The 22,764-nt window shown below is 70.2% G+C and carries 18 protein-coding genes and 2 pseudogenes; 6 read left to right on the forward strand and 14 right to left on the reverse strand.

The annotated features are described in order from the left end of the window. Positions 1 to 14: 14 nt before the first annotated feature. The 8 genes from GRI72_RS00120 to GRI72_RS00155 all read right to left on the reverse strand — a co-directional run bounded on the left by GRI72_RS00120 (position 15) and on the right by GRI72_RS00155 (position 8,311). The gene (locus GRI72_RS00120) at positions 15 to 1,397 is read right to left on the reverse strand and encodes a glycoside hydrolase family 140 protein (RefSeq protein ID WP_202388867.1); all 1,383 of its coding nucleotides are present in this window, start codon (positions 1,395 to 1,397) and stop codon (positions 15 to 17) included. Positions 1,398 to 1,725: 328 nt separating this feature from the next. Continuing rightward, positions 1,726 to 3,084 carry a PepSY-associated TM helix domain-containing protein gene (locus tag GRI72_RS00125; RefSeq protein WP_160731927.1) on the reverse strand — a complete coding sequence of 453 codons (1,359 nt, stop codon included), beginning with the start codon at positions 3,082 to 3,084 and terminating at the stop codon, positions 1,726 to 1,728. Between the two features lie 14 nt (positions 3,085 to 3,098). After that, on the reverse strand, positions 3,099 to 5,117 hold the full coding sequence (locus tag GRI72_RS00130; protein ID WP_160731928.1) for a TonB-dependent receptor family protein: 2,019 nt from the start codon (positions 5,115 to 5,117) through the stop codon (positions 3,099 to 3,101). Between the two features lie 33 nt (positions 5,118 to 5,150). Beyond that, positions 5,151 to 5,768: an SCO family protein gene (locus GRI72_RS00135; protein WP_160731929.1), complete on the reverse strand. Its 618-nt coding sequence runs from the start codon at positions 5,766 to 5,768 to the stop codon at positions 5,151 to 5,153. Further along, a complete protein-coding gene (locus GRI72_RS00140; protein ID WP_160731930.1) occupies positions 5,761 to 6,324 on the reverse strand; it encodes a copper chaperone PCu(A)C in 564 nt (187 codons plus the stop codon). Before GRI72_RS00140 ends, GRI72_RS00135 begins: the two co-directional genes overlap by 8 nt. A 75-nt stretch (positions 6,325 to 6,399) precedes the next feature. Then, positions 6,400 to 6,804 (reverse strand): DUF2946 family protein, encoded by a 405-nt coding sequence (locus GRI72_RS00145; protein WP_160731931.1) that lies wholly within the window; start codon positions 6,802 to 6,804, stop codon positions 6,400 to 6,402. Positions 6,805 to 7,082: 278 nt separating this feature from the next. Further along, positions 7,083 to 7,517 (reverse strand): EF-hand domain-containing protein, encoded by a 435-nt coding sequence (locus GRI72_RS00150; protein ID WP_160731932.1) that lies wholly within the window; start codon positions 7,515 to 7,517, stop codon positions 7,083 to 7,085. Positions 7,518 to 7,651: 134 nt separating this feature from the next. After that, positions 7,652 to 8,311: a glutathione S-transferase family protein gene (locus tag GRI72_RS00155; RefSeq protein ID WP_160731933.1), complete on the reverse strand. Its 660-nt coding sequence runs from the start codon at positions 8,309 to 8,311 to the stop codon at positions 7,652 to 7,654. Between the two features lie 192 nt (positions 8,312 to 8,503). Between GRI72_RS00155 and GRI72_RS00160 the strand changes: the two genes are divergently transcribed. From GRI72_RS00160 to GRI72_RS00180, 5 genes are all read left to right on the forward strand, one after another. Then, the gene (locus GRI72_RS00160) at positions 8,504 to 9,727 is read left to right on the forward strand and encodes a helix-turn-helix domain-containing protein (RefSeq protein ID WP_160731934.1); all 1,224 of its coding nucleotides are present in this window, start codon (positions 8,504 to 8,506) and stop codon (positions 9,725 to 9,727) included. Between the two features lie 10 nt (positions 9,728 to 9,737). Then, positions 9,738 to 10,406, forward strand: a complete 669-nt coding sequence (locus tag GRI72_RS00165; protein ID WP_160731935.1) for an NHL repeat-containing protein — start codon at positions 9,738 to 9,740, stop codon at positions 10,404 to 10,406. Between the two features lie 105 nt (positions 10,407 to 10,511). Then, positions 10,512 to 12,839, forward strand: a complete 2,328-nt coding sequence (locus tag GRI72_RS00170; protein WP_160731936.1) for a TonB-dependent receptor — start codon at positions 10,512 to 10,514, stop codon at positions 12,837 to 12,839. A 14-nt stretch (positions 12,840 to 12,853) separates the two neighbouring features. Beyond that, on the forward strand, positions 12,854 to 14,512 hold the full coding sequence (locus GRI72_RS00175) for an alkaline phosphatase D family protein (RefSeq protein WP_160731937.1): 1,659 nt from the start codon (positions 12,854 to 12,856) through the stop codon (positions 14,510 to 14,512). A 199-nt stretch (positions 14,513 to 14,711) separates the two neighbouring features. Further along, positions 14,712 to 15,620: a glycoside hydrolase family 113 gene (locus GRI72_RS00180; protein ID WP_160731938.1), complete on the forward strand. Its 909-nt coding sequence runs from the start codon at positions 14,712 to 14,714 to the stop codon at positions 15,618 to 15,620. 3 nt (positions 15,621 to 15,623) lie between these two features. Here GRI72_RS00180 and GRI72_RS00185 read toward each other — a convergent pair whose 3' ends face one another. From GRI72_RS00185 to GRI72_RS14970, 4 genes and pseudogenes are all read right to left on the reverse strand, one after another. Continuing rightward, entirely contained in the window at positions 15,624 to 16,430 is an 807-nt protein-coding gene (locus tag GRI72_RS00185; RefSeq protein ID WP_160731939.1) for a transporter, read from the reverse strand. Continuing rightward, complete coding sequence (locus GRI72_RS00190) at positions 16,427 to 17,398, reverse strand: response regulator (protein ID WP_160731940.1); 972 nt, start codon at positions 17,396 to 17,398, stop codon at positions 16,427 to 16,429. Before GRI72_RS00190 ends, GRI72_RS00185 begins: the two co-directional genes overlap by 4 nt. After that, complete coding sequence (locus tag GRI72_RS14640; protein ID WP_237486612.1) at positions 17,395 to 18,858, reverse strand: hypothetical protein; 1,464 nt, start codon at positions 18,856 to 18,858, stop codon at positions 17,395 to 17,397. Before GRI72_RS14640 ends, GRI72_RS00190 begins: the two co-directional genes overlap by 4 nt. Positions 18,859 to 19,225: 367 nt before the next feature. Beyond that, positions 19,226 to 20,134, reverse strand: a pseudogene (locus GRI72_RS14970) (glycosyltransferase family 2 protein); the annotation flags it as partial. On the opposite strand from GRI72_RS14970, the gene GRI72_RS14650 reads away from it, so the two are divergent. Further along, the gene (locus GRI72_RS14650) at positions 20,063 to 20,308 is read left to right on the forward strand and encodes a hypothetical protein (RefSeq protein ID WP_237486625.1); all 246 of its coding nucleotides are present in this window, start codon (positions 20,063 to 20,065) and stop codon (positions 20,306 to 20,308) included. The pseudogene GRI72_RS14970 and the gene GRI72_RS14650 overlap by 72 nt on opposite strands. A 54-nt stretch (positions 20,309 to 20,362) precedes the next feature. Here GRI72_RS14650 and GRI72_RS14975 read toward each other — a convergent pair. After that, positions 20,363 to 20,833 (reverse strand): annotated as a pseudogene (locus tag GRI72_RS14975) (GspE/PulE/PilB domain-containing protein); the annotation flags it as partial. Continuing rightward, positions 20,743 to 22,650: a cellulose biosynthesis cyclic di-GMP-binding regulatory protein BcsB gene (locus tag GRI72_RS00200; RefSeq protein WP_160731941.1), complete on the reverse strand. Its 1,908-nt coding sequence runs from the start codon at positions 22,648 to 22,650 to the stop codon at positions 20,743 to 20,745. The pseudogene GRI72_RS14975 and the gene GRI72_RS00200, both read right to left, overlap by 91 nt. Positions 22,651 to 22,764 lie beyond the last annotated feature (114 nt).

Below are 22,764 nucleotides of genomic sequence, written 5' to 3' on the forward strand. Positions count from 1 at the left end.
GGGGCGGGGGGGGGCTAGGGCGATCCCTCTCGCTCGGTCTCGGCTTCGAGAACCAGGACCCAGTCCTCCCCTTCGCCGCTCGACGGCGGCACGAACCCCTGGATGCCCTGGCTCTGTTCGGTGCGGAACGGGTACTTCGCGCCATAGCGCGGATCGAACCAGGTCTGCGTGTGCATGCCGCCTTCCAGTTCGCCGAGGTCGAGGGTGAACGGTTCGCCCCGGGGCGAATAGACGATGATCCTCGACCCGTCGGCTGCGCGTGCAGCGCGCAGCTTGGCAGGGCCATGCATCGGGCCGTCCAGGATCAGGTCCTGTCGCGGCTCGAGCAGGTGAAACCGGTGTTCTTCCATGAAGCGGCGGAGCAGGCCCATCTGGCGCGCGCCGGGGTCTTCGATCGCATCGTGCCAGGGCCGGTTCGCGCCGATCGCGGGTTCGCGGCCCGGGGCCCACATCTGCCAGACGTTGTTGTTGCCGTAGGTATGTCCGGCCGCGCCAGCCATCACCGACCACCACGCCGCCTGTCGCACGTCGTCGTCGTCGAACCGCAGCCGCGGGTCATGGCCCCGGTTGTAGAAGCCCACCGGGATACCTTCGTAACGGGGCTCTCCGTCGATGACCGGGCGCCTCGGGCGCAGCGCCAGGTCGTTTTCGACGTAGAGGCCCGTATCGAGATCGCGCGCCGCGTGCGAGGATTGGTTCATGTAGAAATCCAGCCACGGGGCATTGCCCACCTGGGCCGACGACAGGCCGGGACCGCGCGGATGGAACGTGACGAGGTTCCGTCCGCCGTCGCCCTCGGCAATACCTTTCGCCATGGCATCGATGATCGAACGCTCGTTGGCGGATCGCACGTTCGAATCCCCGCCCAGTATCCAGATGATGCCCGCGTCGCGGTATCGCCGGCCGAGGAAGCGCCCGTAGGCCCGGGCGTTCTCGGGCGTGAAAATCTGCGAATCGCCATCGCGCCAGTAACGGCCCCACGATGGCAGGAGGCCGACCGTCAGCCCCAGGGCATTGGCCCGCGCGATGACGTGGTCGACATGGGCGAAGTAGGCCTCGTTCGGGGTCGCCGGGTCGCGGTTCAGCAGCGGCAGCTCGCCATAGGCGTTCGGCTCGTCCAGCCCCCTCAGTTCGGCCAGGGCCACCGCCTGGATGACGTTGAAGCCCTTGTCGGCGCGATCGCGAAGATAGCGTTCGGCCTCTTCGCGGGTAAGCCGATGGAACAGGGCCCAGGCCGTGTCGCCGAGGTAGAAGAACGGCTTGCCGTCTTCGGTCTGCAGATGGCGCTGGTCCGGCGCGATCTCGATCCGGCCCTGGGCCTGGGCCTCCGGCCCCGGATGCAGCGCGGCCAGCGCCGCCGCGACGAGCCCCGATCGCAGTGAAAGCAGCTTCGACAAGTCGTTCCTCCCCATTTTTCGCGAAAGGTAACCGGTGTCATCACCTATGTCCAGATCGCTGCCCATCGCCGGCGACGACCCGGCGGGCGGCGGGCGCGCAAACCGCTTTCCTACAGGGCCGCGCGCTTGCTAGCCCTTGTGCAATCGGTCTTTCGCATCGTTGGCTATCCGCTTTGTCTTCCGCCCGGCCCGAAAGGTCACAGGCGGGCCGCCGGCTCCGGTCCGGGGGCGATTGAAAGGTCACATCGGCTCGTGCCGGGGCTGCGTAACCTGCGGGAAAGGCGAGGCTTTTCCCGCAAGGTCACGCTTTCGATACGTGCGTTATGCGTCACGCGCTGGCGACCCTTCGCTTCCCGCGCCAGGCGGTCGCCGCGCGGTCGAGTATCAGGACCGCCACGAGCGAGAGGGCGAACAGCGGCAGGAGGATCGCGAGGGCGATCACCAGTGCCCGCAGGCCCCAGCCGGCGCGGTGTTCGACCCGTGGCGGCGCGGCGAGCTGGCCGCGCGGGCGGCGCTTCCACCACATCCACGCGCCGAGCAGGCTGACCGCGATCAGCGCGATCGCCGTCGCCAGCCCGATCAGCTGGTTGGGAAGGCCGAACAGCTGTCCTTCGTGCCAGGCGATGCCATAGCTGACCGCGCGGTCGATCGGGTGCTTGTCGGCAAAGCCGCGACGCCCGGTCTCCGCCCCGGTCGCGGGATCGTAAGTCACCGTCAGCGCGCGCGGCCGGTTCTGCGTCATCGAAGTGGCCGTCCACTCGTTGCCGGTCGGCGGGCCGAAGGCCTGCGGCGCATGGGGCGGCAGGACGAGAGCGGGGAAGGCCAGCCGCTCCTCCCGGGCCCGCGCGACGAAGGCGGAGAGGGGCAGGGTGCCCCCGGGCGCGGCCCCCGTCGCCGCGGGCACCTTCGCCGCGGGCACCTTCGCCGCGGGCGCCGCGGGGCCGTGGGCATGGTCGTGAGCCTGGGCGGGGGCGGCCCCGCTGCCGATCTTCCACTCCTGCGGCCCTTCGACCACGCCCAGTTCGGCCCGCGCCCACTTGAACGCGCTGCCCCAGACCCCGGCCCAGGGCAGCCCGCTGGCGAGCATGACCAGCACCAGCCCCGCGATCCAGAAGCCGGTCACCCGGTGGATGTCGTGCAGCAAGGGCCGCCCGCGCAGCGAGAGCCGGGGCCACAGCGTGCCCGCCGCGCGGAAGGGGCGCGGCCACCACAGGTACAGGCCGCTGACGATCAGCACGATCGTCCAGCTCGCCGCCAGTTCGACCAGCCGGTCGCCCCAGGTGCCCATCAGCAGCGAGCCGTGCAGCCGTGCCACGGTGGGCGAGATGCGCCCCTCCGGCGCCAGCGTGCCGAGCACGTCGCCGGCAGGGGACACGAAGACCTCCGCCGCTTCGCCGGAGGGGAGGGCGAGCCTGACCATCGCCGCGTCGCCGGCCCGTTCGGGCAGGCGATAGTGGACGAAGCGGCTTCCCGGGTGCGCGGCGAGCGCGGCGGCGAGCTGCGCGTCGGGCGAGACCGGCGCCCCACCGGCCGGGCCGTGATAGGCCCGTTCCTCCCACCGGTCGATCTGGGGCTTGAACAGGTAGATCGCGCCCGTGACCGAGAGGAGGAGGACGAAGGGCAGGACGAGCAGGCCGGCATAGAAATGCCATCGCCATACCCTGCGATAGAGCGCCGGATCGGCCATCGTCGCCTCCCCCCCTAGAACCGCGCGCGAAGGCCGCCGAAGACGGCGCGCCGCTCGACCGGGTAGAAGATGGCGGACGTGGGCGTCGCGGTGATCGCCGCGCTGATGTCGCCCACCGCGGCCTCGCCCAGCAGGTTGCGCGCATCGAGGAACAGGTCGATCCCCTCGGCCACGGTCGCGCCCGCGGTCAGGCCGACGAGGGCGTAGCCGTCCACTCGCAGGCTGTTGGCATAGTCGGCCCAGGCCCCGCGCGGGACCCATTCGACGCTGGGGGCCAGGTGCAGGGCATCGGTGCCGAGGCGCAGCTCCGCGCGGTAGAGGTGCTCGGGCACGACAGGCAGGCGGTTGTCGCCGTACTGGGCGTCGTCGATGAAGCGGAAATCGCTGTACTGGTAGATCTGCCGCAGCCGGGCCCAGGGCGCGAGATCGAGCGACAGCGCCGCCTCGATCCCCTGGTGCCGCGTCTCGCCCGCGTTGAAGGTGGCGGCGGGGATGTCGGGCCCGATGTCGAACTGCAGCAGCTCGCCCTTCAGATCGGCGCGGTAGGCACTGAGATCCCACTGCACGATCCCGCGCCGGCCGCGCGTGCCGGCCTCCAGCGTCCAGGCGCGCTGCGGGTCGAGATCGACGAAGCCGGCGATCTGGGCCAGTTCGATGAAGCCGGGAAACTCGACCGAGCGGCTGTAGTTGGCGAAGACCTGGACGCCCGGCGCCGGCTCGTAGAGCAGGCCGAAGCGGGGGGAGAACGCGTCGTAGTCCGCCCGCCCGGTGACATCGACCGCGCCGCCCATGAAGGCGTTGTAGCGCAAGTGCTGCCGGCGGTAGCCGTCGGCATAGACCCCGCCGGCGATCAGTTGCAGCGCGTCGAGCGGGCGATAGCGGACTTCGCCGTAGACGCTGGCGCTGCGCGCGTCCTGGTCGGCATCGAAGGTCAGATCGCCGCGCTCGCCCTCGAGATTGACGAAGCGCTTGGACCGGGTGTCGCCGAAACGCGCCTCCCCGCCCAGGGTCAGGGCGAAGCGGCCGGCCGCGTAGTCGAAGCGCGCATAGACTCCCCGGTCGAGCGATTCCTGGTCCACGATCTGGAAGATCGGGTGGTAGAGCGACTTGGCATTCACGAACACGCCGGCATCGACCTGTCCCCGGTCGAGGCGCAGGCGGGTGCGGTTCTGCAGACGCAGCGAATCGATGTCGCGCGCCATGTCGCCGGCGAAGTTGCCCGTCTCCGGCGCCGTGCGCACCGTTTCGAGGTCCAGCGCGCCGGGCAGTTCCTGGTTGATGTTGTTGACGCTGGCGTAGAAGCGCGTCTCCACCCGCTCGGCCAGGTCGATCCCGGCATTGCCGTGGAAGCGGAACGATCGGCGCGCGGCATGGTCGCGGTCGCCGTCCGACCGGTCGAAGGCGATCGCCGCCCAGGCATCGCCCGCCCCGGCCTCGAGCCCGGCGGAGGCGAGCGCGCGTAGGGTGTCGAAGCTGCCGGCATCGGCGCGCAGGTAGAGGCCGCCGGCCGTCTCGCCGGTCGGCGTCACCCCGTTGATGGCGCCGCCCAGCGTGCCCGAGCCGAAGCGCAGCGCATTCGCCCCGCGATAGACCTCAAGGTGGTCGAAGAAGATCGGGTCCAGTTCCTGGAAATCGCCGTTGTCGTCGGCGAGGTTGATCGGCACCCCGTCCTGCAACAGCGTGATCCCGCGCATGTGGTACCCGCGCGAGAGGCCGGAACCGCGGATCGAGATGCGCACTTCCTGGCCGTAGCGCGGCTGGAGATAGACGCCGGGCGAGAAGGCGAGAACGTCGCGCAGCGAGACGGGCGACTTGTCGGCGTAATCCTCGTGCGTGACGACGTCGGTGCCCCCGGGCGTGGCGTCGGCGCGGTCCTGCGCCGCGTCGGCCGCGCGAGCGCCGGTGACGATGATCGTGCGGCCCTCGGCCCCCCCGGCGCCTTCCGCGGTCGCGGTTTCGGTGGCGGTTTCGGCGTGGGCGGGCAGGGCGAAGCAGGCGAGCGATGCCGCGAGGGCAATGCGTGAAATGGTCATGGTTCGGCTATCCTGGAAGAAAGGGAGCGAGGATCAGGCGACGAGCCGCTCGAGCTTGGCGAGCGCGCTGTCGGCGTCCTCGTGATGGTCGATGATCGATTGCAGGCGGCCGTCGCGGTCCATCAGGAAGACCGAGGCCGAGTGATCGACGGTATAGCCGCCGCCATCGATCGGCACCTGCTCGTAGAACACGTGGTAGGCCTGCGTGATCGCCTCGACCTGCTCCGGCGTGCCCGTCAGGCCCATGATGGGCGTGTCGAACAGCGCGACGTAGTTGCCGATGTCCTCCGGCCGGTCGATCTCCGGGTCGACCGAGACGAAGACGATCTCGAACTCGTCGCCCTCGTCCCCCATCCGCTCGCGGAGCCGGGCCAGCCGGGCGAGGGTCGTCGGGCAGACGTCCGGGCAGCGGGTGAAACCGAAGAAGATCGCGAAGGGCCTGCCGGCCAGCGTCCGCTCGGTCACGGTCGAACCGTCGGCGGCGGTCAGCGTGAACGGCCCGCCGACGCTGTCGGCGAAGTCGCTCGTTGGGCCCTCGGGCCGGTTGGTCGCTGCATAGAGGGCGATGCCGGCGGCTGCGAACACCGCCAGCCAGAGCGCGCGGCGCAGGTGCTTCAGCCAGCCGCGGGGCTGCGCGGGGCGGTCAGTCATCGTGCGCCTCCCCCGGCCCCTCGGCCCCGATCGGGCGGACGTCGAGCGCGACCGTGACCGCGTCCGCGCGCTCGAATGTCAGCGTCAGGGGCACTTCGGCCCCCTGCCGCAGCGGCTCGCGCAGGCCCATCAGCATGATGTGATAGCCGCCGGGTTCCAGCGTTACCGTGCCGCCCACGGGGATCGGCAGCCCGCCGGCGATCTCGCGCATCCGCATGACGCCGCCGGCCATGTCGACGCTGTGCACCTGGACATCCTCGGCGACGGGGGTGCTGCCGCCCAGCAGGCGGTCGGGCTCCGCGCCGCGGTTGTCCAGCGTCAGGAAGGCGCCGCCCGCGTCCTGTCCGGGCGCGGTCTCGCGCGACCAGGCGGCCTGCACGGCCACGACGGCCGCGCCCGGTGCCTCGCCCGGCGGTTCGTCGGCAGGGTCCGCGCCGCAGCCGGCGAGCGGGATCGAAAGGGCAAGGAGGGCGGCTGCCGCCCAGTGGGTACGAACGGGCCCGGCACGGCCGGATACCCGATGCCGCCCGCGCAGGCGGCCAATATGCTTGGTCATGTCACTATTGCTCCGCACAGCCCGGCCATGCGCCTCGCGCGCGGCCGGATCGCCAGGAAGGATCGGTTCAGATCGTCAGGCGGCTGCCGGGGGCGCGCGCAGCGGCGGGCGGAGATAGGGAATGCGCGCGAGCGGCGCGCCGGTGCGCGGCGCGAGGCCGAGCACGAGGATGAAGGCGAAGGCGGCGGCGAGCAGGACCGGGTCCGCGCCGCCGAGCGCCGCCTTGGAAAGCCCGGTGAAGGCGCAGTGATCGCCGGCCCCGGCGTCGTCCGCGTGGCCCTGTCCCGCGCCCGGCACGACGATGTCCACCGTCTGGCCCTGGTCCAGCCCGCCGGTGCAGATCGTGACGGTCAGCACCCGGTCGGGCGCGGCGGAGACCATCATCCCGGCGGGAACGGCGATCTTGAAGCAGAACGCGGCGACGAGCAGCACGATCGCCAGGCGGCGATGCCGTCGAATCAAGGCGCGCAACTGCGTCATCGACCGCGCCCCTTATCGCCCCCGCCCGCGCTTGTCATCCACCCAGCCGGCGCGCCCGCCCCGGCCGGTCAACTGGCCCTGTTCGTATCGGTCCTCGGACGGGCCGACCCCGGCGCCGCGCCCCTGGTTCGCGTTCGGTCTGGCCGGTCCAGCGTTCAGGGTGGTGGCCCGGTGCCCGGTGCCCGGTCCCCAGTGCCCGCTGCCTGGGGCCGAAGGCGAGAACCAGCATGCCGGCCCGGGAGCCGCGGCCGGCACGCTGGACGCTTGCGGAAGGGTTTCTAGCGTTGGTGGCGCCGCTCTTCCGCGCGCTTTCGGAATGCGGCGAGTTCCTCGCGATCGACCACGCCGTCGCGGTTGCCGTCGGCCATGTCGAACACGCGCGCTCGGCCATGAACGAATTCATGGCGTTCGACCTTGCCGATGCCATCCTCGTCCATCGCGTCGATCAACTGCCTGATCCGTTCGCCCGACCGGCGGCGGAGCAGCCCGCGGCGACCGCGGTCGCTGCTGTCGAGGGCGCCGTCGCGGTTCCTGTCGAGCCGGTCAAACAGCCGGGCCTTGCCGGCAGTGAACTCCTCCCGCGTGACGCGGCCGTCGCCGTTGGCATCGGCGCGCAGCAGCAATTGCGCGGGGTCGCGCGACTGCGCCTCGGCGGCGGGGGCGAGGGCCATTGCGCTGCCGGCCAGCACGACGGGCCACACAGTGCGTTCCATCGTGCTTCGTCCTGTCATCGTGCTAAGTCCTTTCATCACGTCTCTCCCTTCCGATCGGGCCGTGGACGATTGGGGGGCGGTTCCGCTGCCTTTCCGCGGGTGTCGCGGCTGCACGCGCTGGATGCCGGCCATTGTCAGGCGCCCGCCGGCTCGTGCCGGGCATAGTCGGCGAGCTGGCTGTCCAGCGCTGCGCGAAACGCCGGCCGCCCCTCGCACCGCGCGAGATAGGGCCCGAGCACGGGATCGGCCGAGCACAAGTCGGTATGGCCCGCCAGCCGCAGGACGCTCGCCATCAGGATATCCGCCGCGCTGAAGCGATCGACGAGATACGCGCGCCCTTCCAGCCGCCCCGCCACCACCGCCAGCCGGTCGCGAACCGTCTCGACCAGGCCGGGGCGGCGCGCCGGTGCCCAGCTTTCCGCGCCGTGCAGCATGTCGAGGGCAAAGAGCGCGTCCAGCGGCGGCTCGAGGGTATTGAGGGCGGCATGCATCCACACGACGACCTCGCGCCGCGGGGCCGTCTCCGTCGGCATGAGGGCTTCGCTCTCTTCGGCGACGAGCTGGACGATCGCACCCGATTCGAACAGGGCCGTCCCGTCGATAATCGCGGCGGGAACCATGCCGAACGGCTGCTTGCGCAGGTAGGCCGGGGCCTTGCGTTCCGATGGGTCAACCAGGTCGACTTCGTAAGGCAGGCCCGCCTCTTCCGGGGCCCAGCGCACGCGCAGGTCGCGCACGATCCCGCGCGCGAACGGGGGCACCTGGCGAAAGCCGGTTACGGTGAATTCGGTCATCGTGGTTCTCCTGTCGGTTATCCGGCGGGCGCGTGCGGGCATCGACCGGCAGCGGCGCGAGGGGGCCGCGCATTCGCGGCGCTTGCGCTTTTCCCCCTGCCTGCCGACACTGCCGCGATCGGCATGCCTTGGCCTCGCTCGGGCTAACCGGCGGAGCGCCGGGCCGAGAGTGACAAGTGTGACGGGATTAGGATGGACTCGCAGATCGCCGCTGCCGCGCGCTCCTTGGGGGAAGGGGACCCGCTCTCCGCGCTGAAGCGCGTGAGCCTGCGCGGCGATCCGCCCGCGCTGGCCCTGCGGGGGATGGGCATGGCGCAGCTCGGCGACCTTGCCCGGGCGCGCGCGCTGTTGCGCAAGGCGGGGCGCGCCTTCGGATCGCGGGAAGCGGTCGCGCAGGCCCGGTGCGCCGTGGCCGAGGCCGAGATCGCGCTCGTCTCGCGCGATCTTGCCGGCCCGGCGGATCGGCTGGCCCGGGCCAGGGCGACGCTCGAATCGCGCGGCGACACGCGTAATGCCGCCCACGCCGGGGCGCTTGCCGCCCGCCGCCTGCTGCTGATCGGCCGGATCGGGCAGGCGGAGCAGGCTATCGACGGCGTCGATCCCGGCTGCCTGCCCGCCGTCTCCCGCGTCGGGTACTGGCTGGTGAGGGCAGGCATCGCGATGCGGCGGATACGTGCGGCGCCCGCGCGCGAGGCGCTGGACGAGGCCGATCGCATCGCCCGCCACCTCGCGATTCCCGCGCTCCAGGCGGAAGTCGACCGGGCGCGCGATGCCTTCGGGCAACCGGCCGCCTGCAGGATCGCGCGCGATCGGCGGCACCCCCTCGCGCTGGCCGAAGTGGAGGCGCTGTTCGGTTCCGGCGCGGTGGTGGTGGTCGATGCCTGTCGCCATGCCGTCCGCGGTGGGGCGACCGTCGTGCCCCTGGCGAGCCGGCCGGTGCTTTTTGCCCTGGTGCGCGCGCTGGCGGAGGCCTGGCCGGCCGATGTCTCGCGCGAAGATCTGCTGCTGCGCGCCTGTCGTGCGCGCCACGCCGACGAGAGCCACCGCGCGCGGTTGAGGGTCGAAGTGGGTCGCTTGCGGCGCGCGCTGGGCGATCTGGCGGACGTGGGGGCGACGGCGCGCGGGTTCGCCCTTGCACCGCGGGGCGGGCGGGAGCCGGTGGTCCTCGCGCCGCTGCGCGAACACCGGCACGGCGATGTCCTGGCCCTGCTGGCCGACGGGGAAGCCTGGTCCAGCTCCGCCCTCGCGCTCGCGCTGGGCGTCAGCGCCCGCACGGTCCAGCGCGCGCTGGAAAGGCTCGCGCACGACGGCGAGGCGGAACCGTTCGGGCGCGGGCGCGGCCGCCGCTGGGTCATCCGCAAGGCGCCCGGTTTCCCGACAGGCTTGTTACTCCCGGGTTCGCTGGGGCTGGGCTAGGCAGTCGGGCATGACACAGAGCAAGGCAGATATCGTCGGCCATTACGGCCCCTTTCCCGGCGCGGACAATGTCGCCGGGGTCGCATTCGACGGCACGCGCGTCTGGTTCGCATCGGCGCAGGGCCTGCGGGCCTTCGACCCGGAAACCGGCGAGATCGGGGCGGAGCTGCCCAAGCTCGCCGACGCGGGAACGACGTTCGACGGCACTTACCTGTACCAGATCGCCGAGCTGACGATCCGCAAGATCGACCCGTCCAGCGGGGAGATCGTGCGCGAGATTCCCACCCCCGGCGACGACGGCGCCTCGGGCCTCGCCTGGGCCGAAGGCTCGCTGTGGGTCGGCAAGCACCGCGGGAAGAAGATCCACCGGGTCGATCCCGACACCGGCGAAATCCTCGGCACGATCGAATCGGATCGCTTCGTGACCGGGGTCTGCTGGGTCGGCGCGGAGCTCTGGCACGGCACCTGGCAGGACGAACGGAGCGACCTGCGGCGCGTCGATCCACGCTCCGGCGCGGTGCTCGAATGCCTGGAGATGCCGCGCGGCGCCGTCGTCTCCGGGCTCGATTCCGATGGCGAAGGCCGCTTTTTCTGCGGCGGCGGCCCCGAAGGGGGCGTGCGGGCCGTCCGTCTCCCGCGCGCGCAGCCGGGGGACCGGGGGGCGGCCGCGACGTCCTGATATTCGCCGCCCGCGGCCGGTTCACGATTTTGCAACCGAACAGCCGCGGGCGCGTCACACGGCGGACCTAGCTGCCCATCCCGAACGCAACATTCGGGAGCCGCCATGAACATTCGTTATGCAAGCGCACGCGCCATTTTCCTGTCCACCGCCCTGGCCGCCGTCCCCGCCATGGCCGAGGAAGCCGGGGGTCAGGCCGGCAGCGACGGGGCCGCGCAGGCGGGCAACCAGATCGTCGTCACCGCGCAGAAGATCGAACAGCGCGCGCAGGACGTGCCGATCACCATTTCCGCGCTGCGCGGCGACCGGATCGAGGAACTGGGCGTCGGCGATCTCGACGAGCTGTCGAACTACATCCCCGGCCTCAACGTGCAGGAGCAGAGCGCGAACAACCCGGGCATCGTGATCCGCGGAGTCACCTCCGATTCCGGTTCCGCCCAGCAGGGGCCGCGCGTCACGCTCTATTACAACGGCGTCGATATCTCGCGCTCGCGCGGGAGCTATCAGTCGATCTACGACCTCGACCGGGTCGAGGTGATCAAGGGCCCGCAGGCCACGCTGTTCGGCACCGCATCGGCGGTGGGCGCGATCAGCATCGTGCCCGCGCGGCCCGAGCCGGGCCTGTCGGCCGAGCTGACCGGCGGTTACGGCAATTACGACTATACCCTGCTCACCGGCTACCTGAACGCGGGCAGCGACCAGGTGGCGGGCCGCATCGCCTTCGAATGGAAGCGGCGCGATGGCTATGTCGAGAACCTCAGCGCCTCGCAGGAGGACGAGCTCTACGCGCTCGACAACCTCGGCCTGCGCGGCTCGCTGCGTGTGCGGCCCAGGCCGGATTTCACGATCGACCTGGTCGGCACCTTCGATCGCCAGCGCAACGGCGGCACGCCGTTCATCTCGGGCAATTTCCCGACCGAGGCGGGGCCGGCCGACCCCTTCGGCCCGGCCAACCTCGGTGGATCGCCGTTCTCGCGCGAGGTGCTGGGCAAGGACCAGCTGGGCCTCGACCGCGAAATCTACGACCTGAACCTGACGGCCGAATACCGGTTCGCCGACGACTGGGCCTTCACCACGGTCAACGGATACCGCGAGTTCGACAGCCTCGAGACGTTCGATGCCGACGGTTCGGCGGCCTGGTTCCTCGAATTCGCCGAGATCGCCGAGGGGTGGCAGTTCAGCCACGAAGGCCGCTTCTCCTATTCGGGCATGGACCTGCGCGGATCGTTCGGCTGGAACGTCTTTACCGAAGACGGGCGGCAGAACGTCCCCTTCTCGTCGGAGGAAGGGATCTTCCTGCAATGCGCCGCCGGGGTCGTGCCCGACATCGCCTGCGTCGGCCCCGATGGCACCGTGCCGGCCGAACAGGTGACCGGCCTGCTCACCGGCGGGCAGGTCGCCCGGCTGCCCTACCAGTCGGTGTTCGAGAACCAGGGACAGAACGACAGCTATTCCGTCTTTGCCGATGCCACCTGGATCGCGACCCGCGCGCTCGAGCTGACCGCCGGCGTGCGCTTGCTGTGGGAAGACCGCGAATCGGGCTATTTCGCCGAGGTCGCTCCCTCGGTCCTGACCGGCGGGCCGTCGCTGATCCCCGGCCAGACCGACACCAACGGGCGGACCTTCACGGCCCGCGAGGACTTCTTCGACGTTCTCCCGCGTTTCAACGCGCTCTATCGCGCGAGCCCGGATCTCAACTTCTACGCCACCGTCTCGAAGGGGCGCCGTTCCGCGGTCGTGCAACTGGGCGCGACGCGCGACGAGAACGGGATAGCGGTGCCCAATTACCAGCTCGTGCCCGAAGAAGTCGTGTGGAACTACGAGCTGGGCGCGAAGCTGAGCAGGGGCCCGGTCTCGGCCTCGCTCGGTGCCTATTACCTTGACTATTCCGGCTTCCAGGTCAGCGTGATCCAGGATGACGGCACGACCCGCACCGAAAGCGCCGGATCGGCTTCGAACCTCGGGATCGAGGCGGAGCTGGCCGTCCAGGCGGCACCGTGGCTGAGCCTGTTTGCCAACGGCGCCTATATCGACGCCAAGGTGGACGAAGACTCGGCGCTGGCGGACGCCTATTCGGGCGCGCGCTTTCGCCTCCAGCCCAAGTGGCAGGCCGCGGCCGGCTTCACGGTCGACGCGCCGATCGGCGAGGGGATGCGGTTCTTCGCAACGCCCAGCGTGACCCATCGCAGCAGGATTTATTTCGAGCTGCCGAACAACCCGGTCACATCGCAAGGGTCGGTCACCCTGCTGAATGCCCGTGCGGGCATTGCCTTTGCCGAGGACCGGTTCGAGATCGCGGGCTTCATCCGCAACGCGACAGACGAGGATTACCTGCTCGACGCCGGCAATACCGGCGGGGCCTTCGGCTACCCGACGTTCATTCCGGCCGAGCCGCGCTTCTACGGCATCGAGCTGACCGCGCGACTTTTCTGAGGGGAGGCTGAGCCATGTCGATCGATCGCCGCACTGTCCTGAGGCTGCTGGGCGCGGGCAGCGCGCTGACCCTGCCGTCCGCGACCATCGCGCGCCAGGCGCCTGCCCGGGTGCGTTTCGCGCACGGGGTCGCGAGCGGCGACCCGGCGCAGGACGGCGCGGTGATCTGGACCCGCGCGACGGCGGAGGAAGGCTTCGCCGGCGACATCGCCTTGCGCTGGCACGTTGAGACTGCGCCTGATGCTTCCCCCGTCGCCGGCGGCGAGGTCTGGGCGCGGGCCGCGGCCGACCATACGGCGAAAGTGGAGGTCGCTTCGCTGCGACCCGGGGCGGAGTACCATTACTGGTTCGAGGCGGCCGACGGGACGCGCTCGCCGACGGGGCGCTTCCGCACCCTGCCGGCGGGCGCGGTGGACCAGGTGGTCCTCGCGGTCGCCTCGTGCCAGCTCTATCCCGGCGGACTGTTCAACGCCTATGCCGACATGGCGGCGCTGCCCCGGCTCGATGCGGTCGTGCACCTGGGCGATTACATCTACGAATACGGCGAAGCGGGCTACGGCGCCGAGATCGGCGAGCGGCTGGGGCGCCTGCCCGACCCCCCGCACGAGATCGTGACCCTGGCCGACTATCGCCGGCGCCACGCCCAGGTGAAATCGGACCCCGATCTCCAGGCCGCCCATGCGCGCGCCGCCTTCATCTGCGTGTGGGACGATCACGAGGTCACCAACGACGGATGGATCGGCGGCGCGCAGAACCACCAGCCGGAGACGGAGGGCGACTGGGCCGGGCGCAAGGCGGTGGCCATGCAGGCCTATTTCGAATGGATGCCCATTCGCGATCCCGATCCGCTCCGCGCGCACGAGGCGATCTTCCGCAGCTTCGAATTCGGCGATCTCGCCACCCTGGCGATGGTCGAGACCCGGTTGCTCGCGCGCGACAGGCAGGTCACGCCCAAGGGGGAACTGCCTCAGGCCGACCGAGTCGAGGCCGTGCTGGCCGAACGCGACCGCCCCGAACGCGAGCTGCTGGGTCGCGGGCAGAGCGAGTGGCTGGAAGGCGTCCTCGCCGCCTCGGTCGATGCCGGCAAGCCGTGGCAGGTGATCGGCAATCAGGTGGTGATGGCGCGGGTCGCCGGGCCGGATCTGGAGGCGAGCCTGGGGGCCGAGGCCTATGCCGCCATGCGGGCCCGGATGCCGGAACAGTTTCGCGCGCGGATCGACGAGGCGCTGGCCGGCTATCGCGCCGGGGTGCCGTTCAACCTCGACAGCTGGGATGGCTACCCCCATGCGCGCGAGCGGCTCTACGACCTCTTCGCCCGGGCCGGGGCACGGCCGCTCGTCCTGTCGGGCGACAGCCATGCCGCCTGGAGCAACAACCTGCACGATACCGCCGGCCGGCTGACGGGGATCGAGGTCGGCTGCACGGCGATCTCCAGCCCGTCCTACGGATCGATCCTGCCCGGGATCGGCCGCGCACTGGCCGCGGCGAACGAGGAAGTCGTCTTCTGCGACCAGGACAACAAGGGCTATGCCCTCGTCACCCTGACGCCGGACGCGATGCGGGCTGAGCACGTCGCCGTCTCCACCGTGCTGGAGCGGCCTTTCGACCGGCGCATCACCGCCCGCCACCACGCCAGCGCGAAAGGCGGCCCGCTGCGACATGTGAACGCCTGACCCCCTGCCCGCTGGCGGTCCGCGCCGAAACCGCCGATAGAGGGGGGTGCGGCGAAGGAAGGCGAGCGTGGATCGGGGCGATAGCGGCAGATCGTGGCATGGGGCGGGCCCCCGGCGGCGCGACGTCATCGCTGCGGCTGCCGCAGTGAGCCTCGCGACCGGCGCGGTCGCACGTCTTTCGGCCGCGGGCCGGCCGGCAATGAAAACCGGCGTCAACATGATCGAGACGGCGTCCGCGCACTTCGGAAGCGGGGCCGCCCGGGCCAGTTTCGAACGCCTCGCCCGGGCGGGCGCGCGCGTGGTCGCGCTGGTGCCATTCTTCTGGCAGTCGCATCCCGGTGATCCGGCGCTGGTGCGCGGCAGCGCGCTGCCGGCCGAACGCCTGCGGCTCGGCATGGCCGAGGCCGCGCGCGTCGGGCTGGAGATCGTGGTCAAGCCGCATGTCTGGGTTCCCGGGAACTGGGCCGGGAGCATCGCATTCGATCGCGAAGAGGCCTGGCGCCAATGGTTCGCGGCCTATGAACGCGCGCTGCTGGACTGCGCCGATACCGCGCGTGAGGGTGGGGCGCAGGTGCTGAGCGTTGGGACGGAGCTGGCGCAGACGAGCGCGCGCGCCGAATGGCACGACATGATCGCGCGCGTGCGCGAGGCGTTTCCGGGCCGGCTGACGTATGTCGCGCACAACGCACAGGAGGCGCAGCGGATCGGGTTCTGGGACCGGCTCGATATCGTCGCGCTCTCGGCCTATCCCGCACTCGGCCGGCCGACGCAGCGGCAGGCTTGGCGCCGGGCGATGACGGCGCAGGTCGGCGCATTGCGCTCGCTTGCAGAGCGCCATGGGAAGGCGGCCTGGCTGGGCGAGATCGGCCTGCGTTCTGCCGAGGGGGCGACCGCCAGGCCCTGGGAAAGCGCCGAAGAGCGCGCGGCAGCGCCGGACCCGGCCCTGCAGCGCGACGTCCTGCGCCTGTGGCTGGACGTGGCGCGCGGAGGCGGCATCGAGACGGCGCTGGTCTGGCGCTGGCTGAGCGATCCGGCGGGCGGCGGCCCAGCCGATACCGATTTCACGATCCAGAACAAGCCGGCGCAGGGCCTTCTCGCCGGCAGATAGCGGTCAGAAGGAAATCCACACCCCGCCGAAGAAACCGCGCTCGCGCAGTGCGTTCTCGCCTGCGATCGTGCCCAGCAGGCCTGCCTGCAGCGCGACCGCGGGGGCGACATCGACGACGCCGGAAAGCTGGAGGTTGTGATAGCGGTATTCGTCGAAGATGCCCCGGCCCGCGCCGTCGCTGATCGTGTTGAGCGACTGCACCATCAGCAGGACGTTCGGTCGCGGGCGATAGCCCAGCGTCAGGTCGGCGTGGAACTCGTTCGGCGGATCGCCGTCGCGCAGGCGATAGCTGGCCTGCCCGTCGATGAAGCCGCTGTCCTGCCCCAAGCGGAGATTGTGAAAGCCGCGCAGGCGCAGGTCGTACTCGGTATCGGTGCTGCCGACCTGGGCCAGCTTGTCGTCGCGCGAGACACCCGGGATGCGCACGGTTGTTTCCAGCGCCAACCAGCCCTCTCCGCTGTCGGCGAAGCGGTACCGGCCGCCGATGTCGGTATAGCCCAGCCCGCTGTCGTCCTCCCCGCCTTCGACCGAGACGTCGCGCAGGCTCGGCTTGAAGATGAGCGTGAGATCGGGGGCGATCTCGTACTCGGCCAGCAGGTAGAGCTCGACCTTCTGGTAATCGGCGATGTCGATGTTCTCGCCGTCCGCGTCGAAGCCGCGCGCGCTGCTGGAATAGTAGAACGTGGCGATGACCTGCCCCTTGTCCGCCTGCTCCGCCGCCGGGGGCGGAAGGTCCTGCGCGGCCGCGGCCGGGGCGAGGGCGAACATGCCGGCGAAGGCGATGGCGAAGGCGTTGGATCTACCGGTCATTGTCGCTCCAGGAGTGCTTGTCGGGTCGTATCGACGAGGGCGTCTGCGGTCAGCGCCAGTTCGTGCGGCCCGGCCCAGGCCGCTTTCGCCCAAAGCGTGACATGTTCGGACTCGATCGAGTTGCCGTGGGCGATCTGCGCTTCTTCAACCGCCGCGCAGGCCCGGCGGTTCCATGCTTCCAGCGCCTGCGCCTGCGGGGCGCCGGGGTGGATCAGCATGAAGGAGCCGGGCCCGTTCGCGACCACCAGCATGTTCAGCGGGGCGGGGATGGCCTGGAACCGCCGGGCCAGATCCTGCGACAGGCGTCGTGCTGCCGCCTCTCCGTGGAGCGCGGCGTAAGCTTCGAAGTCGACGACCTGGAGCAGGCCGATCGCCGCCGGGCGATCCTGCGCCCGGCAGTCGGAGATGACGAGGTCGAGGATCCGGCGCTTGAGCAGCTCGGTCTGCGGATCGATCAGGCTCATGCCCGCCTGGCCCTGGCGCAAGGCCGCGTTCTGAACCTTCAGGTCCTCCTCCCGCAGCGCCCGGCGCTCGCGTTCGCGCTGGATCCGCAGGAGCGTGCGCACGCGCGCCAGCAGCCTGATCTCGTCGATCGGCTTGGTCAGGAAATCGTCCGCCCCGGCCATGTAGGCCTGGTTGAGCAGCTCGGTATCGTTGGTCGCCGTCAGCATCAGGATCGGCAGGTAGCGCGTGCGCGGCGAGAGGCGCATCCGCGCGCAGACTTCCAGCCCGTCGATATCGGGCATCATGATGTCGAGGATGACGAGGCTGTAGTCCACCTCGCCGCCAACCACCTGCAGATCGCTCTCCCCCGCCTCCGGAACGCCGCACTTGCGCAGCGCCTCGTGCCCGCCGCGGGCAATGTCGATGTCGTGGAAATTGCCCTTCGCCAGCAGCGATTTCGTGATCAGTGCGCTTTCGGGAACGTCGTCCACGACCAGAATTCGCGATCGCCCGTTCTGCGTCATGGCCCGACCTCGTCGTTCATCTCGTACACGCGCCAGCGGTCTCCGTCGTAGGTCAGCCGGTATCCCGCCGCACCGTTATCATAGAGTGTAGGGAATATCCGGCCAACGCGGTCGCTGCCGAGGCCCGACGCGCTGTTGCGGACGACAAGGACCTGCGCCTCGGTCCGGTTGCGCAGCGAGGCAAGGCGGAATGCCTCGGTTCCGCTGCTGCGGATTCCCCGCGCATCGCCGCGCAGGGCGATGACCGCCGGGACGGCCTCCGCATCGAACAGGACATCGTCCTTGCCTGCCAGGGCACGGGCCAGTTCCGCCACTTCGGGATCGCCGTAGCCGGCCGGCCGGTCCGCTATCGCCGCCTTCCAGCGCTGGTTCTCGGGTGCCCGGTCGGCAAGGACCAGGATCGACCCGCCGAGCAGGCCGGCGGAAAGCAGGTTCAGCTCGACCCGGTCGAGGCGGCCCGCCGGCCAGCGGGCGACGCAGGCCGCGGCGCCGGTGATCGCCAGACTGGCGGCCAGCGCGGCCGACGGGAGCAGGCCGAAGGCCAGCGCCAGAACCATGCTCGCCAAAAGCGTGGCGACTATCGCGAGGACGGCGTAGCGCAAGGGCGCGCGGCCGCGTGCGGCGAAGAAGAATGCCATCAGCACCGGGCCGACCGCGAAGACCCCGATGATCGAAAGGGCGAAAGGTCGCCAGCCGGAGCTTTCGCCCCCGGGCAGGCGCGCGCCCAGGCCCGCCGCCTCGCGGCTGATCGTGTCGACGAACGCGGCCGGGTTCCCCAGGAAGACCCAGTTGACGTACATGAAGGCGAGAAGGCTGAAGGCCACCGGAAACAGCAGCATCAGGTACATCGGGGCGGGCGCGTTGCGCAAGCGGTCGGCAGGCATGACCAGCGCCAGGAAGGGCAGGCTGGCGAAGACGAGCAGAAGCCCGAAGGGGTGGGCGAACGCCATCAGCGCCAGCCCCAGCGACACCAGCATCAGGTCGTTGACGCGTTCGCCGCGGCGCAGGCTGAACGTCCCGAGCGCGGTCAGCCACAGCCCCCAGTGTATCGCCATGAACCCGGCCCCTTCGGTCGCGGCGCGCAGGAACACGGGGTTGAGGCCCAGCGCGGCGCTCGCCGCGGCTGCTTCGGCAAGCGACAGGCCATTGGCCCGAAAGGCGGCGAACCAGGCGACGACGAGCAGCCCCGCCATGGCCGCGCTCAGCGTCGCCAAGCCCGCCGTTCCCGCCTGGGGGAAGAGATAGCTGACGGCGATCGCAGCGATATAGGGCAGGGGCGGGAAAGCCGTGACGACGTTCTCGAAACGGATCATGCCCCCCAGGCTCAACAGCGTGCGCCCGTGCAGGTCGAGGTTGCTCGCCGAGACGTAGCCGCGGGCGTGGAGGACCAGCGCGAAGGCCAGGACCGCCGCGGCCAGGGCCAGCGGGACCAGGTAGGGGGCCGCCCTGCGCGCCGTCATCCGGCGAGCTGCCCGCCTGCGCCTTGCTGACTTCCGATGCCGTGTGCTTCGACAGGCCGTGTTCGGTCTTTTCCCAATAGAACGGCTTGGTGATCAGCTGCCACGCGCCTTTCCATGCCGCCACAGACATCAGCACCCAGTACCAGATCACCGTGAGGCTGTAGGGCGCGAGCGAGAGCCAATTCCGCCGGAAGGGCGCCAGCATCATCACGAAGATGAACAGCCCGTTCCCGGCCAGAAGGTTGAACAGCGACAGGTAGAGCAGGACTGGGGGGAAGAGCGGGTCGAACACGCCCGTTTCGGTCACCAGCCAGAGCGCGAAGATCAGCCAGAACAGCGGGTTCAGCAGGCCCGACAGCATCGTGCCGCCGATGAAGAAAACGAAGCCCAAAACGCCCAGCGGGCCGATCGTCTTCACCAGGTGCAGCGGCCGGCGCGTGTGCACGAGGAAAGTCTGCATATAGCCCTTGATCCAGCGCGAGCGCTGCCGGATCCAGTTGCTCTGCGAGACATTGGCTTCCTCGAACGTGGTCGAGGCGGCAAGCCGCACTTCGTATCCCTTCTGCGTCAGCCGGATGCCCAGGTCGGCATCCTCCGTCACATTGAAAGGGTCCCAGGCGCGCAATTCGCGCAGCACGTCCATCTTGAAGTGGTTCGACGTCCCGCCGAGCGGGATCGGCACCTTGAGTTTTTCCAGCCCGGGCAGCATGAGATCGAACCACAGCGAATAGTCGAGCGTGAACAACCGCGTGAGCCAGTTCTCGTCGCGATTGAAATAGTTCAGCCGGCACTGGACGCAGGCGACGTTCTCGGGCGCGCGATCGAAGGTGACGACCACTTTCTTCAGCTGGTCCGGCTCGGGCTTGTCCTCGGCATCGTAGATGACGAGATATTCTCCGCGCGCGAACTGCAGCGCGTAATTGCACGCCTTGGGCTTGGTCTGCGGCTGCGAGGGCGGGACGAGGATGATCTCGAAGATGTCCTCCAGCCCTAGCGCCGTCGCCGCGTCGATCGTCAGCCGGTCGCCTTCCTCCAGCACGATCTTGATGTCGAGCCGGCTGGTCGGATAGTCGAGTTCGCGCAGCGCGTTGGCGAGGATCGGCAGGACGTCCGGCTCGCGGAACATCGGCACCAGCACGGTGTAGATCGGCAGGTCCTCGTCGCGAAGCAGTCTGACCGCGGCGTCGAGCTGGCGTTCGCTCGCGTGCTGGTTCTTGCCGCCATACCAGATCAGCACGCTCTTGAAGACGAAGTTGCCGAGGTAGAACAGCGTCATCACCAGGTTGATCGCGATCAGCGTGGCGATCGGCGCCAGCGCCAGCCCGGCCGCGATCGCGGTCACCAGCCCCCAGGCGACGACCAGTTGGACCGGAGTGAAGGCCGTTTGCGCCGACATCACGGGATCGTGGTTCGCGAGGTCGAACACCGCCGCATCGAGATAGCGGTCTGAAAAGACCTTCTGCACCGCGCGCTGGATGTCTTTCTTGGGGGCGATCCCGATCCTGACGCCGCTGCCCCACTTGCGCCGGGCATAGAGAACGACATCGGGCCCGGGGCGCGCGGTCACGATCGTCACCACCCCGCCGGTTTCGCGCCAGGGCACGGTCAGCTCGCGCATGTAGCGGGCGACCTCCCCTTCCTCCAGCAGCGCGGGGTCGGGCGGCTCCTTCTCCAGGTCCACCTGCTCGACGCCGAAGCGCTCGGCCAGCGCGGCGTAGTATTCGTCGGCCTCGATCCAGTTCCTGGTCAACATGACATCGACCAGGTTCGAACCCCACTGCGCCGCCAGCTCGCTGGCCTCGTTCAGTTGCCGCGGCGTGACGAGGTTGCGCTCGGCGAGGTAGTCGCCGGTCCAGCTGTCGGCCGAGACGAACCGGGCCACCGTCAGCCCTTGGCCTTGTTCGACGCAATCACCCGGCGCAGCAGGTAGACGAAGCCGAGCGTCAGCAGGACCCAGCCGAAGCCGATCAACCATAGGCGGTAGCGCTGGAGGAACTGGGCGAAGGAGCTTTCATCGGGGTAGCGGATGTCGATCAGCCGCTCGCGCGCGTCGTGGAACGCGAACGCGATCTGGTCGCCGGCGAGGAAGGCGGCATTGCCATATCCAAGCACCGGCGGTTCCTCACTGGCGCCGAGCGCGGCGAAGTCGGCGCCGGGGCGTATCCACAGGACCGGGCGGCCACCCTGTTCCAGAATCTGCACCGTGGTCAGGTTCTCGATCGCCTCGCGGTCGAGGATGGTCCGGCCGTCCTCGCCCGCGATGGCGATCGCGCCCCGGTCGAACCGCACGATTGGCTCGGTGCCTGCAGGGGCCTGCGCGCCGACATAGACCACCGGCCCCGCGTCGGGGATGGCGTCGTAGGAAACGCCGACCGCGCCTTCGCCGCTGACGAGCGGACCCAGCAGTGCGGCCGCCGGACCGAGGGCGGCGGCATCGGGCATGACCAGCGTGAACCCGTCATTCAGAGCGGATGGCAGGTCGGAGAAATCGTCCGGCGCTTCCGCGGGGCCGAGTTCGATTCGGCTCGAAGGCAGGAGTTGCGCCGGGTATCCCTGCGGCGCGTACTTGCAGTCGCCGCTCGCGGTCTGCCGGACGACGCTGACATCCAGGCTGTTCTGCGTGTTCGCCAGGCCATCGGGCAGGTCGACCGCGATCTGCGTCCGGCCGTCTTCCTCCGCCTCGGCGCTGGCGAGCAGGACGCCGTTGAACAGCACCGTGATGACCGGCGGCGAGGCGCCGCCGTCCTCGGCCACGGCGACGTCGAGCACGAGGCCGGTCATGCGCTGTCCGGCCGGAATGGCCGAGGCGGGAATGGCCACGTTCCACTCGCCCCGATCGGAAATGGCCTGCACCGAAGTGTCGGCGCCGAGGTCGGCGATCGTCAGGCCGCGCGCTGCGCTGCGGGCATCGCGCCCTGCAGCGGCGAGGCTGGGCGCGGCGGCGACGGCTTTCCAGTCGCTGCGCAACAGGCGGGCTCCGGCGACCGGGTCCTCTCCGCCCAGGTCGAGCGCCGGCCGTCCTCCGTCCATTCGCACCGCCATTGCCGGCGCCGCCGGCCCGGCGAAGCCGACGCGCGCGACCTGCCAGCCGTTCCCCTGCGTGCCCCCGCGCGGCGGCGATCCGGCAAGGCGCGCATCGCCGCCGCCGAGCATCAGCGTGAGGGCGGCGGCGGCCTGGCGGGCGCTGGCCCCGTCGGGCAGCGACAGGTCGAGCGCGGCAGGCATGGCCGCCGCCAGCGTGGAGACGCGCCGCAGGCTGTCGCCGTCGAACCGGGCTTGCAGCCCGCCGTCGCCGGCAAAGGCGAGATAGGCGCCGGAAAGGCGCTGGTCGACGCAGCGATCCTCGGTAATCGCGCCCGAGTAGATGATCCGCGCCGCGAGGTAGCCCCGGTCCGCGAGCGCGGGATCGACCGGGATGTCGATCATCCCCTGCGACGGGCCTTGCGGCAGGGCGGCAGTATACTGGGTGCGTCCGCCGATCTCGATCGCCACCGATCGCCGGCTGCCGAAAGCGGAATCGGCGCGATAGGGCAGGACCAGCCGCAGCTCTTCCACTTCCGCGCCTGCGGGTACCGGGAAATAGAGGTCGCGCGCGCCCGAAAGGCCGGCGATTTCGAAGCCGCTTTCGAAACCGAGTTCGCGCAGCGTGATCGTGCGCGCGACGGACGGGGCCGGCTCGTCGGTGGCGGCCGCCACAGTCGGGGCGATTGGCGCCCCGACTTGTGCCGACGCCGCGGCCGACGCCGCCATGGCGGTTGCCGCGACGGCCCCCAGGAATGCGTGTCTCGTCATGGAAATGCCCTGGCTCGCTTTGCATCCTGCCGGCGCTGGCCGGCGTCGTTCACGCGACAGAAGCGCAAAACTATCGGCCAAATTCAAGCCGGTGGGGCGAACTTTCCGCAGGTG

The organism is Pelagerythrobacter marinus, assembly GCF_009827515.1.
GTDB lineage: Bacteria > Pseudomonadota > Alphaproteobacteria > Sphingomonadales > Sphingomonadaceae > Pelagerythrobacter > Pelagerythrobacter marinus.

What these genes read in the sequence shown, in the direction of transcription:
- GRI72_RS00145 (WP_160731931.1), bottom strand. Translation starts at nt 6,804, where the DNA reads ATGACGCAGTTGCGCGCCTTGATTCGACGGCATCGCCGCCTGGCGATC.
- GRI72_RS00135 (WP_160731929.1), bottom strand. Translation starts at nt 5,768, where the DNA reads ATGACTGACCGCCCCGCGCAGCCCCGCGGCTGGCTGAAGCACCTGCGC.
- GRI72_RS00150 (WP_160731932.1), bottom strand. Translation starts at nt 7,517, where the DNA reads ATGGAACGCACTGTGTGGCCCGTCGTGCTGGCCGGCAGCGCAATGGCC.
- GRI72_RS00165 (WP_160731935.1), top strand. Translation starts at nt 9,738, where the DNA reads ATGACACAGAGCAAGGCAGATATCGTCGGCCATTACGGCCCCTTTCCC.
- GRI72_RS00125 (WP_160731927.1), bottom strand. Translation starts at nt 3,084, where the DNA reads ATGGCCGATCCGGCGCTCTATCGCAGGGTATGGCGATGGCATTTCTAT.
- GRI72_RS00155 (WP_160731933.1), bottom strand. Translation starts at nt 8,311, where the DNA reads ATGACCGAATTCACCGTAACCGGCTTTCGCCAGGTGCCCCCGTTCGCG.
- GRI72_RS00185 (WP_160731939.1), bottom strand. Translation starts at nt 16,430, where the DNA reads ATGACCGGTAGATCCAACGCCTTCGCCATCGCCTTCGCCGGCATGTTC.
- GRI72_RS00175 (WP_160731937.1), top strand. Translation starts at nt 12,854, where the DNA reads ATGTCGATCGATCGCCGCACTGTCCTGAGGCTGCTGGGCGCGGGCAGC.
- GRI72_RS00190 (WP_160731940.1), bottom strand. Translation starts at nt 17,398, where the DNA reads ATGACGCAGAACGGGCGATCGCGAATTCTGGTCGTGGACGACGTTCCC.
- GRI72_RS00170 (WP_160731936.1), top strand. Translation starts at nt 10,512, where the DNA reads ATGAACATTCGTTATGCAAGCGCACGCGCCATTTTCCTGTCCACCGCC.
- GRI72_RS00130 (WP_160731928.1), bottom strand. Translation starts at nt 5,117, where the DNA reads ATGACCATTTCACGCATTGCCCTCGCGGCATCGCTCGCCTGCTTCGCC.
- GRI72_RS00160 (WP_160731934.1), top strand. Translation starts at nt 8,504, where the DNA reads ATGGACTCGCAGATCGCCGCTGCCGCGCGCTCCTTGGGGGAAGGGGAC.
- GRI72_RS00180 (WP_160731938.1), top strand. Translation starts at nt 14,712, where the DNA reads ATGAAAACCGGCGTCAACATGATCGAGACGGCGTCCGCGCACTTCGGA.
- GRI72_RS00140 (WP_160731930.1), bottom strand. Translation starts at nt 6,324, where the DNA reads ATGACCAAGCATATTGGCCGCCTGCGCGGGCGGCATCGGGTATCCGGC.
- GRI72_RS00200 (WP_160731941.1), bottom strand. Translation starts at nt 22,650, where the DNA reads ATGACGAGACACGCATTCCTGGGGGCCGTCGCGGCAACCGCCATGGCG.
- GRI72_RS14640 (WP_237486612.1), bottom strand. Translation starts at nt 18,858, where the DNA reads ATGACGGCGCGCAGGGCGGCCCCCTACCTGGTCCCGCTGGCCCTGGCC.